Annotated in this window: 11 protein-coding genes; 10 read left to right on the top strand and 1 reads right to left on the bottom strand. The window is 59.3% G+C overall.

Annotation, left to right across the window (positions count from 1 at the left end):
• Positions 1–2: 2 nt before the first annotated feature.
• The 10 genes from lpxB (at position 3) to ispD (ending at position 13,287) form a co-directional block, all read left to right on the top strand.
• Positions 3–1,133, top strand: a complete 1,131-nt coding sequence (lpxB, locus tag BLQ41_RS29330; protein WP_090187804.1) for a lipid-A-disaccharide synthase — start codon at positions 3–5, stop codon at positions 1,131–1,133.
• An 11-nt stretch (positions 1,134–1,144) separates the two neighbouring features.
• The gene (gene rnhB, locus BLQ41_RS29325; protein WP_010462803.1) at positions 1,145–1,771 is read left to right on the top strand and encodes a ribonuclease HII; all 627 of its coding nucleotides are present in this window, start codon (positions 1,145–1,147) and stop codon (positions 1,769–1,771) included.
• 76 nt (positions 1,772–1,847) lie between these two features.
• Positions 1,848–5,369: a DNA polymerase III subunit alpha gene (gene dnaE / locus BLQ41_RS29320; protein WP_090187801.1), complete on the top strand. Its 3,522-nt coding sequence runs from the start codon at positions 1,848–1,850 to the stop codon at positions 5,367–5,369.
• Between the two features lie 151 nt (positions 5,370–5,520).
• Entirely contained in the window at positions 5,521–6,468 is a 948-nt protein-coding gene (locus tag BLQ41_RS29315) for an acetyl-CoA carboxylase carboxyltransferase subunit alpha (protein ID WP_010462799.1), read from the top strand.
• Between the two features lie 133 nt (positions 6,469–6,601).
• On the top strand, positions 6,602–7,930 hold the full coding sequence (gene tilS, locus BLQ41_RS29310) for a tRNA lysidine(34) synthetase TilS (RefSeq protein WP_090187798.1): 1,329 nt from the start codon (positions 6,602–6,604) through the stop codon (positions 7,928–7,930).
• Between the two features lie 274 nt (positions 7,931–8,204).
• Entirely contained in the window at positions 8,205–9,836 is a 1,632-nt protein-coding gene (locus tag BLQ41_RS29305) for a CTP synthase (protein WP_090187796.1), read from the top strand.
• A 5-nt stretch (positions 9,837–9,841) separates the two neighbouring features.
• Entirely contained in the window at positions 9,842–10,687 is an 846-nt protein-coding gene (kdsA, locus tag BLQ41_RS29300) for a 3-deoxy-8-phosphooctulonate synthase (protein ID WP_090187794.1), read from the top strand.
• 156 nt (positions 10,688–10,843) lie between these two features.
• Positions 10,844–12,133: a phosphopyruvate hydratase gene (eno, locus tag BLQ41_RS29295; protein WP_090187791.1), complete on the top strand. Its 1,290-nt coding sequence runs from the start codon at positions 10,844–10,846 to the stop codon at positions 12,131–12,133.
• A 171-nt stretch (positions 12,134–12,304) separates the two neighbouring features.
• Positions 12,305–12,583 carry a cell division protein FtsB gene (gene ftsB / locus BLQ41_RS29290; protein ID WP_008028992.1) on the top strand — a complete coding sequence of 93 codons (279 nt, stop codon included), beginning with the start codon at positions 12,305–12,307 and terminating at the stop codon, positions 12,581–12,583.
• Positions 12,580–13,287 carry a 2-C-methyl-D-erythritol 4-phosphate cytidylyltransferase gene (gene ispD / locus BLQ41_RS29285; RefSeq protein WP_090187788.1) on the top strand — a complete coding sequence of 236 codons (708 nt, stop codon included), beginning with the start codon at positions 12,580–12,582 and terminating at the stop codon, positions 13,285–13,287. The genes ftsB and ispD overlap by 4 nt, the downstream gene beginning before the upstream one ends.
• A 91-nt stretch (positions 13,288–13,378) precedes the next feature.
• On the opposite strand, the gene BLQ41_RS29280 is transcribed toward ispD, so the two are convergent.
• Positions 13,379–14,275 (bottom strand): LysR substrate-binding domain-containing protein, encoded by an 897-nt coding sequence (locus BLQ41_RS29280; protein WP_090187784.1) that lies wholly within the window; start codon positions 14,273–14,275, stop codon positions 13,379–13,381.
• Between the last annotated feature and the right edge of the window lie 22 nt (positions 14,276–14,297).

Raw genomic sequence — 14,297 nt, 5'->3', positions numbered from 1 at the left:
TCATGGCCAATCTGCGTATTGCACTGGTGGCGGGTGAGGCTTCCGGTGACATTCTGGGCGCCGGTCTCATGCGCGCACTCAAAGCTCGGCATCCGGCCGTGGAATTCATCGGTGTCGGTGGTCCGCTGATGCAGGCCGAAGGCCTGATCTCGTATTTCCCGATGGAACGGCTTTCGGTCATGGGGCTGGTGGAAGTGCTGGGTCGGCTTCGCGAGCTGCTCAAGCGTCGCAAGCAGCTGATCGCCGACCTGATCGCCGAAAAACCGGATGTGTTCATCGGTATCGATGCCCCGGATTTCAACCTCAATATCGAATTCAAGCTGCGTCAGGCCGGGATCAAGACCGTGCATTACGTCAGCCCGTCGGTCTGGGCCTGGCGGCAGAAGCGGGTGCTGAAGATTCGCGAAGGTTGCGACCTGATGCTGACGCTGTTTCCTTTCGAAGCGAAATTCTACGAAGAGAAGGGCGTGCCGGTGCGGTTTGTCGGGCATTCGCTCGCCGACGCCATCCCGCTGCAAGCCGATCGCACCGCCGCACGGGCAGAACTCGGTCTGCCGGACGGGCCGCTGGTCGCGTTGATGCCGGGCAGCCGTGGCGGTGAGGTTGGCCGTCTCGGTGCGTTGTTCCTCGATACCGCCCAGCGCCTGCGTGCGATGCGTCCCGGCGTACGGTTCGTCATGCCGTGCGCCAGTCCAGAACGCCGCGCGCAACTTGAAGCGTTGCTGGTCGGCCGCGATCTGCCATTGACCTTGCTTGACGGCAAATCCCATCTGGCCCTGGCCGCCTGCGATGCGGTGTTGATCGCCTCCGGAACCGCGACCCTTGAAGCGTTGTTGTACAAGCGGCCGATGGTGGTTGCCTATCGACTGGCGCCGCTGACGTTCTGGATTCTCAAGCGCATGGTCAAAAGCCCTTACGTTTCCCTACCGAACTTGCTGGCCCAGCGTCTGTTGGTACCCGAGTTGTTGCAGGACGACGCGACGGTCGAGGCGTTGGCCCAGACCCTTTCGCCATTGATCGACGGCGGTGAAGAGCAGACGCGTGGCTTCGACGAAATTCACCGGACCTTGCGTCTGGATGCCTCCAACCAGGCTGCGGACGCAGTGCTGAAACTGATCGGCCAAGTACAATGAGTAAGACAAGTATGCAGATGGGGCTGGATTTCACCTTGGTCGCTGAAGTGGAAGATTTGGTTGCCGGTGTCGACGAAGTCGGTCGCGGTCCGCTCTGCGGTGCCGTGGTCACGGCTGCGGTGATTCTCGATCCGAATCGGCCGATCCTCGGCTTGAACGATTCGAAGAAGCTCACCGAAGCCCGCCGCGAAAAGCTCTACGACGAGATCTGCGAAAAAGCCCTGAGCTGGTGCATCGCCCGGGCCGAAGTCGAAGAAATCGACGAGTTGAATATCCTCCACGCCACCATGCTGGCCATGCAGCGCGCTATCGAAGGCCTGCACATTCAGCCCAAGCTGGCGATGATCGATGGCAACCGTTGCCCGAAACTGTCCATGCGCGCCGAAGCGGTGGTGCAGGGCGACGGCAAGGTCCCGGCCATCGCGGCGGCATCGATTCTGGCCAAGGTCAGCCGCGACCGTGAAATGGCGGCGTTCGAACTGATTTACCCGGGTTACGGGATCGGCGGTCATAAAGGCTACCCGACGCCCGTTCATCTGGAAGCGCTGGCCCGACTGGGGCCGACGCCGATTCACCGTCGTTCGTTCGCCCCGGTGCGCCTGGCGTACGAAGCTCGTGAAAACCTGATCGAGAGTTAGTCGCAAGGCTGATGTTTTTGCCAAGGCCCGGTACAATCCGGGCCTTGTTGTTTTCATGACTTAACGCAGGATCACTATGCCGGCTTCATTCGTTCATCTACGCCTGCACACTGAATACTCCCTGGTCGACGGTCTGGTGCGGATCAAACCGCTGGTCAAGACCCTGGTCGGCATGAACATGCCCGCCGTAGCGGTCACCGACCAGAACAACATGTGTTCCCTGGTCAAATTCTACAAAGCAGCCATGGGCGCCGGCATCAAGCCGATTTGCGGCGCCGACCTGTGGCTGTCGAACAAGGATCCGGACAATGCTCTGAGCCGGATCAGCCTGTTGGCGATGAACGCGGTCGGCTACCGCAATCTCACCGAACTGATCTCCCGTGGCTTCATCGATGGCCAACGCAATGGCTCGGTCATCATCGAGCGCGAATGGGTGGCCGAAGCCAGTGAAGGCTTGATCATGCTGTCGGCGGCAAAGGAAGGCGAGATCGGTCTGGCCATGCTCAGCGGCAATCCGGCTGAAGCGGAAAACCTGGCGCGCGAATGGATGGCGGTGTTCCCGGATCGTTTCTACCTGGAGATCCAGCGCACCAATCGCCCCAACGATGAAGAACAGTTGCACGGCGCCGTGGCCCTGGCCGCGAAGATTGGTGCGCCGCTGGTGGCGACCAACGATGTGCGCTTCATCAAGCAGGAAGACTTTGCCGCTCACGAAACCCGCGTGTGCATCGGTGAGGGCCGCGCCCTCGACGATCCGCGGCGTTCGAAGAACTACAGCGATCAGCAATACCTCAAAAGCGCCGAGGAAATGGCCGAGCTGTTCAGCGACATTCCCGAGGCGCTGGAAAACACCGTCGAGATCGCCAAGCGCTGCAACATCGAAGTGAAGCTGGGCACTCACTTCCTGCCCAACTTCCCGATCCCTGATGGCATGACCATCGACGAGTATTTCCGCAAGGTTTCGTTCGATGGTCTGGAAGATCGTCTCAGCGTTCTGCTGCCCAAAGACACCACCGAAGACTACGAAGCCAAACGTCAGGTCTACGTTGACCGGCTGAATTTCGAACTGGATATCATCATCCAGATGGGCTTCCCCGGTTACTTCCTGATCGTGATGGACTTTATCCAGTGGGCCAAGAGCAATGGCGTGCCGGTGGGTCCTGGCCGGGGGTCGGGTGCCGGCTCGCTGGTGGCCTATGTGCAGAAGATCACCGACCTCGACCCGCTCGAATATGACCTGCTCTTCGAACGTTTCCTTAACCCGGAACGGGTATCCATGCCCGACTTCGACGTCGACTTCTGCATGGACGGTCGCGACCGCGTGATCGACTACGTGGCCGAGAAATACGGTCGCAACGCGGTAAGCCAGATCATCACCTTCGGTTCCATGGCCGCCAAGGCTGTGGTCCGAGACGTGGCGCGGGTGCAGGGCAAGTCCTACGGGTTGGCGGATCGTCTGTCGAAGATGATTCCGTTCGAAGTCGGCATGACCCTGGAAAAGGCCTATGAGCAGGAAGAGATCCTGCGTGACTTCATCAAGGTCGATGAAGAAGCCGCCGAAATCTGGGAAATGGCGCGCAAGCTGGAAGGCGTGGTGCGTAACGTCGGTAAACACGCCGGTGGCGTGGTTATCGCGCCGACCAAGCTGACGGACTTCTCGCCGATTTATTGCGATGAGGCCGGTGACGGCCTGGTGACCCAATTCGACAAGGACGACGTTGAGGCTGCCGGTCTGGTGAAGTTCGACTTCCTCGGGCTGCGGACCCTGACGGTCATCGACTGGGCACTCAAAACCATTAACCGCGATCGCGCCAAGGTGGATGAGCCGCCACTGGACATCGCGTTCATCCCGCTGGATGACAAACCGACTTATCAACTGCTGCAAAAAGCTGAAACAACCGCGGTGTTCCAGCTCGAGTCGCGCGGCATGAAAGAGCTGATCAAAAAGCTCAAGCCCGACTGCCTGGAAGACTTGATTGCACTGGTGGCCCTGTTCCGTCCGGGCCCGTTGCAATCGGGCATGGTGGACGACTTCATCAACCGTAAGCACGGTCGCGCCGAACTCGCGTACCCGCACTCGGACTACCAGTACGAAGGCCTCAAGCCGGTTCTGGCACCGACTTACGGCATCATCCTGTATCAGGAACAGGTGATGCAGATTGCCCAGGTCATGGCCGGCTACACCCTCGGCGGCGCGGACATGCTGCGTCGAGCCATGGGTAAGAAAAAACCGGAAGAAATGGCCAAGCAGCGCGGCGGTTTCATTGAAGGGTGCGCGACCAACAATATCGACGCCGACCTTGCCGGTAACATTTTCGACCTGGTAGAGAAATTCGCCGGTTACGGCTTCAACAAGTCCCACTCCGCCGCTTACGGCCTGGTGTCGTACCAGACGGCATGGCTGAAAACGCACTACCCGGCGCCGTTCATGGCCGCGGTGCTTTCTGCGGATATGCACAACACCGACAAGGTCGTGACCTTGATCGAAGAAATTCGCACCATGAAGCTGCGTCTCGACGCGCCGGATGTGAATACCTCGGAGTTCAAGTTCACGGTGAACGACGAAGGTCGCATCATTTACGGCCTCGGCGCGATCAAGGGTGTGGGTGAAGGGCCGGTCGAGGCGATCACCGAAGCGCGTCAGGACGGGCCGTTCAAGGACCTGTTCGATTTCTGCGCCCGTGTCGACCTCAAGCGGATCAACAAGCGCACGCTGGACGGTTTGATTCGTAGCGGCGCACTTGATCGTCTGGGCCCGTGCTTCCACGACGAACCCAAAGCCTATCAAGCCAGCATCGATCAGAACCGCGCGATTCTGCTGACTGCAATGGAAGGGGCGATCAAGGCCGCCGAACAAACCGCTCGCACCCACGACAGCGGCCATGCCGACCTGTTTGGCGGGCTGTTTGTCGAGGAAGACGCCGACGTCTACGCCAGTCACCGCAAGGCCAAGGAGTTGACGCTCAAGGAACGCCTGAAAGGGGAGAAAGACACCCTGGGCCTGTACCTGACCGGTCACCCGATCGACGAATACGAAGGCGAAATCCGCCGCTTCGCCCGTCAGCGCATCATTGACCTGAAGCCGGCTCGCGATACACAGACTGTCGCGGGGATGATCATCGCCCTGCGGGTGATGAAGAACAAAAAGGGCGACAAGATGGGGTTCATCACCCTTGATGACCGCTCCGGGCGAATCGAAGCTTCGCTGTTCGCCGACGCGTTCCATTCGGCGCAATCGCTGTTGCAGACCGATGCGATGGTGGTGGTCGAGGGCGAGGTCAGCAACGACGACTTTTCCGGTGGCTTGCGCCTGCGGGTCAAGCGGGTGATGAGCATGGAAGATGCGCGCACCAACCTCGCCGAAAGCTTGCGCCTGAAGCTGCAGACCAAGGATTTGAAGGGCGATCAGCTACGCTGGCTGGGTGAGCTGTTCAAGCGTCACCGCGGTGCGTGCCCGATCACCATGGAGTACACGAGCCCCGATGCGAAGGCCTTGCTGCAGTTCGGCGAGACCTGGCGAATCGATCCGGCGGATGCGTTGATTCAAGCCTTGCGTGACCAGTTCGGGCGAGACAACGTCTTCCTCCAATACCGTTGACGGTCAGGTGCCGCTCTTACGAAAAGGAGCAGTCCTGATCTCGACCTGAATTTTTAATCTCGACCTGAACGCGCCTGTCCCTTAAGGTAGGGCGCGAATAGACAACCGGCCGGCCCAAGCTCACTTGGACGTCGACCCAAGACGGACGCCTATGAACCCGAATTTTCTAGATTTCGAACAGCCGATCGCCGACCTGCAAGCCAAGATCGAAGAGTTGCGCTTGGTCGGTAACGACAATTCGCTGAATATCGGCGATGAGATCTCCCGCCTGCAGGACAAAAGCAGCACGCTGACCGAAGACATTTTCGGCAAGCTGACCAGCTGGCAGATCGCACGTCTGGCGCGTCACCCGAAACGTCCATATACCCTGGACTACATCGAACACATTTTCACCGAGTTCGACGAATTGCACGGCGACCGTCACTTTTCCGACGACGCTGCAATCGTGGGCGGCATTGCCCGTCTGGACGACCAGCCGGTGATGATCATCGGTCACCAGAAAGGCCGTGAAGTGCGCGAGAAGGTCCGCCGCAACTTCGGCATGCCGCGTCCGGAAGGCTACCGCAAGGCGTGCCGCCTGATGGAAATGGCTGAGCGCTTCAAAATGCCGATCCTGACCTTCATCGACACCCCGGGTGCCTATCCTGGTATCGACGCTGAAGAGCGCAACCAGAGCGAAGCGATTGCCTGGAACCTGCGCGTCATGGCTCGCCTGAAAACCCCAATCATCGCCACCGTGATCGGTGAAGGTGGTTCTGGTGGCGCTCTGGCGATCGGCGTTTGCGACCAGCTGAACATGCTGCAGTATTCGACCTACGCGGTGATCTCGCCGGAAGGTTGCGCCTCGATTCTGTGGAAAACCGCAGAGAAGGCGCCGGATGCAGCGGAAGCGATGGGCATCACCGCCGAACGCCTGAAAGGCCTGGGCATCGTGGACAAAGTGATCGGCGAACCTCTGGGCGGTGCGCACCGCGACCCAGCCGCCGCTGCTGCATCGATCCGTGCCGAGCTGAGCTCGCAACTGGCTATGTTGAAGAAGTTCGACAACGAAGCGCTGCTGGCCCGTCGTTACGAGCGTCTGATGAGCTACGGTCTCTAAGCCGAGCGCGCAATACCCATGTGGGAGCGAGCCTGCTCGCGATGAGGGTTTAACATTCAACGAATCAGTTGGCCGTTAAACCGCAATCGCGAGCAGGCTCGCTCCCACATTTGATTTGTGCAAAGGGATAGATATGGATCAGCCCTCAAATGATTTGCCTTCCCGGCTGCTGCTGAATCTAGCCCCTTGGCGCAACGCCCTGGCCTGGCGCATCGCCTTCTCCGGCGGCCTCGACTCTACTGTCCTGCTGCACCTGCTCGCCCATCTCGCCAAATCTCAATCCCTGCCGGCGCTCAGCGCCCTCCATGTCCACCACGGCCTTCAGGCTGCGGCTGATGCGTGGCCGCAACATTGCCAGTCAGTCTGTGATGCCTTGGGGGTGTCGTTACAGGTGGTTCATGTTCAGGTTCAACACGGTGCCAGTCTCGAGCGCGCCGCGCGGGAGGCGCGATATGGCGCGTTCCAGGGGGCTACTCAAGCCAATGAGGTGCTGCTGACCGCTCAGCATCGTGACGATCAGGCGGAAACCCTGTTGTTCCGGCTGTTACGCGGGGCAGGGGTGAGAGGTTTGTCGGGGATGCCTCGCGAACGCGTCCTGGGTCGCGGGCATCTTGTCCGTCCGTTGCTGGATGTGACACGCGCCGAGCTTGAGGCTTACGCGACCGAGCATCGACTGAGCTGGATCGAGGACCCTTCGAATCTGGATCGGCAGTTCTCGCGCAATTACCTGCGGCATCAGGTGTTCCCGGTATTGACCGAGCGCTGGCCGCAAGCGGTGACAACGATGGCGCGCAGCGCTGCGCACTTGAGAGAAGCACAGGGCTTGCTCGATGAGTTGGCGAACATTGACCTGGCCAGCGCCAGTTCGGTCAGCGATTTCGATTGGCTGGGTTTACCGTCTCTGGAGTTGGAAGCGCTTGCCGCACTGTCCGCCGCGCGCCAGCGCAATGCCCTGAGCCACTGGCTTGCCGCGCTCACGCCGATGCCGGATAGCGACCATTGGTCGGGTTGGGCAATTTTGCGCGATGCGACTGGTGATGCGTGTCCGGTCTGGCGGCTGGGGCAGGGTGAATTGCATCGGTCCGGCGGGCGGATCTGGTGGCTATCGGGCTGCTGGCTTGGCCGTCCGTCCTCTGCGGTCGAGTGGACTGATCCTTCAGTGGCGATGAATTTGCCGGATAACGGAGTGGTGACGTTCACCGGCCAGAGCCCCGATGGCCCGCTGCAAATCCGCTATCGTGAAGGAGGTGAGGTCATGCACCTGCCCGAGCGTGGGCACCGCGATCTCAAGCGTTTGCTCAATGAACGGGGGATTCCGGCCTTCGTCCGTGGCAGATTGCCGCTGGTCTTTCGCGCCGGGCAATTGCTGGCGGTGGCCGGTGTGCCGGGCTTGAGTGGCAGTGTGCACGGCGGCTGGAATTTGCATTGGCAGCCACCGCACGAAGATCAAGGTTTGAGCTGAAAGGGGCTTTCCGGTAGACTACGCTCCCTTCTTGATACAACTTCTGTGGATTCGCCTGAATTGCAGGAGTTGCCGATTACCAAGCAGTCTTTGCTGGGCGATTCCAAAAAATGTGTAGCGAGCAACGTACCGGTGTTTCATCTGCCGGTCTGTCCCAACGCGGCGGTTTTTTTGAAAGGTGCACTGTGATTAATGCAGGTGATCGGGGGCTTCGGCCTTCCTTCGCTTTCCCCGGCGGCTCGGACCGCTTTAACGCAGACTTCTAGGGTTTTTCATGACGCGCTACATATTCGTCACGGGCGGTGTTGTTTCTTCATTGGGGAAAGGCATTGCCTCGGCTTCATTGGCGGCCATCCTGGAGGCGCGGGGACTTAAGGTCACCATGCTGAAGCTGGACCCGTACATCAACGTTGACCCGGGCACCATGAGCCCGTTCCAGCACGGTGAAGTGTTCGTCACCCACGACGGCGCCGAGACCGACCTGGACCTGGGCCACTACGAGCGGTTCATCCGCACGACCATGACCCAGAACAACAACTTCACCACTGGCCGTGTCTACGAACACGTCCTGCGCAAAGAGCGCCGTGGTGATTACCTGGGCGCCACCATTCAGGTGATCCCGCACATCACCGACGAAATCAAGCGCCGGATCATCAAGGGCGCCGGCGATGCCGACGTGGCCATGGTCGAGATCGGTGGCACCGTGGGTGACATCGAGTCGCAACCGTTCCTCGAAGCGATCCGCCAATTGCGTTTCGAAGTCGGTGCCAAGCGCGCAATGCTGATGCACCTGACACTGGTGCCGTACATCGCCACTGCCGGCGAAACCAAGACCAAGCCGACTCAGCATTCGGTCAAGGAACTGCGTTCCATTGGCCTGCAGCCTGACGTGCTGGTGTGCCGTTCCGATCACCCGATCGACATCTCCTCGCGTCGCAAGATCGCGCAATTCACCAACGTTGAAGAACGTGCGGTGATCGCGCTGGAAGACGCCGACACCATCTACAAGATCCCGGGCATCCTGCATTCCCAGGGCCTGGATGATTTCGTCGTCGAGCGTTTCGGCCTGCAATGCGGTAGCGCCGATCTGTCCGAGTGGGAAGCTGTGGTTGACGCCAAGCTGAACCCGGAACACGAAGTCACCATCGCGATGGTCGGCAAGTACATGGAACTGCTGGACGCCTACAAGTCGCTGATCGAAGCGATGAGTCACGCCGGCATCAGCAACCGCACCAAGGTCAACCTGCGCTACATCGATTCCGAAGACATCGAAAACCAGGGCACCGCGCTGCTGGAAGGTGTTGACGCGATCCTCGTACCGGGCGGCTTCGGTCTGCGTGGCGTGGAAGGCAAGATCACCGCCGTTCAATACGCTCGCGAAAACAAGGTTCCGTACCTGGGCATCTGCCTGGGCATGCAAGTGGCCGTGATCGAGTTCGCTCGTAACGTGCTGGGCTGGAAAGACGCCAACTCCACCGAGTTCGATCGTGCCAGCGGTCACCCGGTCGTGGGTCTGATCACCGAGTGGGAAGATGCCACCGGCGCCGTCGAGATCCGTACCGAATCGTCCGACCTTGGCGGCACCATGCGCCTCGGCGCACAGGATTGCCTGCTTGAACAGGGCTCTCTGGTGCACGATTGCTACGCCAAGGACGTGATCGTCGAACGTCACCGTCACCGCTACGAAGTGAACAACAACCTGCTGCCGCAGATCATGGCTGCCGGTCTGAAGATCTCCGGTCGTTCCGGCGATGGTGCGTTGGTAGAAGTGGTTGAAGCACCGGATCATCCATGGTTCGTCGCTTGCCAGTTCCACCCTGAGTTCACTTCGACACCTCGTGACGGTCACCCGTTGTTCAGCGGTTTCGTTAAAGCAGCTTTGGTTCAACACCAGAAGAAGGCGTAAATACGATGGCGCAGAAGATCATCCGTGTAGGCGATATCGAGATTGCCAACGACAAGCCAATGGTGCTGTTCGGTGGCATGAACGTGCTGGAAAGCCGCGACATGGCGATGCAGGTCTGCGAAGAGTACGTAAAGGTTACCGAGAAACTCGGTATCCCTTATGTGTTCAAGGCCAGCTTCGACAAGGCCAACCGTTCCTCCGTGACCTCTTACCGTGGCCCCGGCCTGGAAGAGGGCATGCGGATCTTCCAGGACATCAAGCAAGCCTTCGGCGTGCCGATCATCACCGACGTCCACGAGCCTCACCAGGCCGCGGTCGTCGCTGAAGTCTGCGACATCATCCAGCTGCCGGCCTTCCTGTCGCGCCAGACCGACCTCGTGGTCGCGATGGCCAAGACTGGCGCAGTGATCAACATCAAGAAAGCCCAGTTCCTCGCGCCTCAGGAAATGAAACACATCCTGAACAAGTGCGTGGAAGCGGGTAACGATCAGTTGATCCTCTGCGAACGCGGTTCGAGCTTCGGCTACAACAACCTGGTCGTCGACATGCTTGGCTTCGGCATCATGAAGCAGTTCGAATACCCGGTATTCTTCGACGTGACCCACGCGCTACAAATGCCCGGCGGTCGCTCCGATTCCGCTGGCGGCCGTCGCGCCCAGGTCCTCGATCTGGCCAAGGCTGGCATGAGCCAGTCGCTGGCCGGTCTGTTTCTCGAAGCGCACCCGGACCCGGACAACGCCAAATGCGACGGCCCATGCGCCTTGCGTCTGGACAAACTGGAGCCATTCCTGGCCCAGCTCAAAGCTCTGGACGAACTGGTGAAGAGTTTTCCGACGGTAGAGACCGCGTAAACCTCATTTCTCCGGTAAAGTACCGCACGATTTGTTGCTCAGGCCCTCGGGCCTGAGCCTTATCGTCCGCAAGTCTGCCCGCTGCACACCACTTGCCGACGGTAAAAGATTTCCTCTAGCTGCGTCGTTTTCGTCAACTTTGGAGTGTTTACAACAATGGCAAAAATCGTCGACATCAAAGGTCGTGAAGTTCTCGACTCCCGTGGCAATCCCACCGTGGAAGCGGACGTGCTTCTCGATAACGGCATCATCGGTAGCGCTTGCGCGCCGTCCGGTGCTTCCACTGGCTCGCGTGAAGCACTCGAGCTGCGTGATGGCGACAAGAGCCGTTACCTGGGCAAAGGCGTGCTCAAAGCCGTCGCCAACATCAACGGTCCGATCCGTGACCTGTTGAAAGGTACAGACCCAAGCGACCAGAAAGCGCTGGATCACGCGATGATCAAGCTCGACGGTACTGAAAACAAAGGTTCCCTGGGCGCCAACGCGATCCTCGCCGTTTCCCTGGCCGCGGCCAAGGCAGCAGCACAGGACCAGGACCTGCCGCTGTACGCGCACATCGCCAACCTGAACGGCACCCCGGGTGTCTACTCGATGCCGGTTCCGATGATGAACATCATCAACGGTGGCGAGCACGCCGATAACAACGTCGATATCCAGGAATTCATGGTTCAGCCGGTTGGCGCCAAGTCTTTCTCGGAAGGTCTGCGCATGGGTACCGAGATTTTCCATCACCTCAAAGCTGTGCTGAAGGCCCGTGGCCTGAGCACTGCAGTTGGCGACGAAGGCGGTTTCGCACCGAACCTGGCTTCCAACGAAGACGCTTTGAAAGTTATTTCCGAAGCAGTGGCCAACGCTGGTTACAAGCTGGGCACCGACGTGACCCTGGCACTGGACTGCGCGGCGAGCGAGTTCTACGAAGACGGTAAATACAACCTGTCCGGCGAAGGCCAGGTGTTCACCGCTGAAGGTTTCGCCGACTACCTCAAAGGCCTGACCGAGCGTTACCCGATCATCTCCATCGAAGATGGCCTGGACGAGTCCGACTGGGCTGGCTGGAAAATCCTCACCGACAAGATCGGCGAGAAGACCCAGCTGGTGGGCGACGACCTGTTCGTGACCAACACCAAGATCCTGAAAGAAGGCATCGATAAAAAGATCGCCAACTCGATCCTGATCAAGTTCAACCAGATCGGCACCCTGACCGAAACCCTGGAAGCCATCCAGATGGCCAAGGCCGCTGGTTACACTGCCGTCATCTCGCACCGCTCCGGCGAAACCGAAGATTCGACCATTGCCGACCTGGCCGTGGGCACCTCGGCAGGCCAGATCAAGACCGGCTCTCTGTGCCGTTCCGACCGCGTTTCCAAGTACAACCAACTGCTGCGTATCGAAGAGCAGTTGCAGGGTAAAGCCAAGTACAACGGCCGCAGCGAGTTCCGCGGTTAATTGCTACATGGTAAAAAGACAAAGGATTGTGTCGGAAATATCGCGACAGCGATGGATTTGCCACTAATCTGATGCCTTAAGAGCACAAGCCTGGTTCTTCCAGGCTTCGTGCTATCAGACGCTTCAAAGTTTTGGCATGGCTGTCTTTTTTCACTGGATACCCGATATTCGATGCGCAGTCCCAATTGGTTGTTCCTCGTCTTGCTCCTGCTGCTGGCTGGCCTGCAATACCGCCTGTGGGTGGGTAATGGCAGTCTGGCGCAAGTGGCCGAGCTGACTCAGCAGATCGCGGATCAACACGCTGAGAACGAAGGCTTGCTGGAACGCAATCGGGTCATGGACGCCGAAGTCAGTGAGTTGAAAAAAGGCATGGAGACCGTTGAAGAGCGGGCCCGCCATGAGTTGGGCATGGTCAAGGACGGTGAAACCCTTTACCAGTTGGCTCAATGAACACGTCGTTACCGGCCTTCTGGGCCGTGATTCCTGCCGCGGGTGTTGGTGCCCGTATGGCCGCGGACCGACCCAAGCAATACTTGCAACTGGGCGGGCGCACTATTCTCGAACACAGCCTTGGCTGTTTCCTTGATCATCCTTGCCTCAAGGGCTTGGTGGTCAGTCTTGCTGTCGATGATCCTTACTGGCCGAACCTGGCGTGTGCTACCGATTCGCGCATTCAGCGTGTCGACGGCGGCGACGAGCGTTCCGGATCGGTACTCAATGCGTTGTTGCATTTGAACGCATTGGGCGCTGACGATGACGATTGGGTGCTGGTGCACGATGCGGCGCGGCCGAATCTTTCCCGTGATGATCTGGATAAATTGCTGCATGAGTTAGCGGACGATCCTGTTGGCGGACTGCTGGCAGTGCCTGCCCGCGATACGCTCAAGCGGGTAGACAAGCATGGTCGTGTCGTCGAAACCGTGGATCGCAGCGTGATCTGGCAGGCCTATACACCGCAGATGTTTCGCCTTGGCGCGCTGCATCGTGCGCTGGCTGACAGCCTGGTGGCCGACGCGGTCATCACTGACGAAGCATCGGCGATGGAGTGGGCGGGTCTTGCGCCGCGTCTGATCGAAGGTCGTTCCGATAACCTTAAAGTTACGCGCCCTGAAGATCTGGAATGGCTTCGTCAGCGTTGGGTTAACCGCCACTAAAAGATCGCAGCCTCGTTTCACTCGACAGCTCCTACATTGGCAGTAGCTTGTAGGAGCTGTCGAGTGAAACGAGGCTGCGATCTTTTGATCTTCAAACGCTGTACTCAGGTCTCAACGCCAACCCCTCTTTCAAATAGTCCACCAATTTGCGCACCTTGGGCGACAGATGCCGCTGCTGTGGATAAAGCGCCCATACGGCCGTGTTCGGCGGTTGGTGGGCTTCCAGCAACGAAATCAGCTCGCCGTTTTTCAAGTACTCCAGCACGTAATAGTCCGGCAGTTGGCATAAACCGACCCCCTGCAACGCCGCGTCCAGTACCGCTTGCCCACTGTTGCAGCGCCAGTTTCCCTGGACCCGCTGAGAAAATTCCCGTCCGTTCTGTTCCAGTTGCCACATGTCCGAACTGCCGATGAGGCAGTTGTGGCGGCTGAGCTCCGACAGACTGTGTGGGCGACCATACCGTTCGATGTAGGACGGAGATGCACACAGATACATGCGGCGTGGGGCCAGACGTGTGGCGACCAACCTTGAATCCTGCAAGCGACCAAGACGGATCGCCAGATCCAGGCCTTCATGCACCAGGTCCAGCGGGCGGTTGCTCAGTTCAATGTCGACGCGAAGTTGCGGATAGAGCCCCATGAAGCGCGTGACCAGCGGCACGATGAAGCGCTCGCCATAGGCCACGGCGCAGGTCATGCGCAGCATGCCTTTGGGTTCGCTGGTCAGGTCGCCCACCGCACGCAAGGCTTCTTCGCGGCCATCCTGCAAACGCTGGCAATGTTGCAGAAAGGTCTGCCCGGCTTCGGTCAGCGTGACCCGACGGGTGCTGCGGTACAGCAGTCGCGTCTGAAGTCGCTCTTCGAGGCGTACAATTTGTCGACTGATATGTGAGGACGAGACCCCGAGTCGTTCCGCGGCGGCGGTGAATTGGCTGCATTCGGCGACGGCGACGAATTCGTCTATACCTTCCCAACGGTTCTCGGACATCGATGATTATCCCTGTACAGCA

The organism is Pseudomonas arsenicoxydans, from assembly GCF_900103875.1.
Lineage (GTDB): Bacteria > Pseudomonadota > Gammaproteobacteria > Pseudomonadales > Pseudomonadaceae > Aquipseudomonas > Aquipseudomonas arsenicoxydans.
Note: the sequence above shows the minus strand (reverse complement) of the source record. Positions and strands in the feature narration are given on the sequence as shown.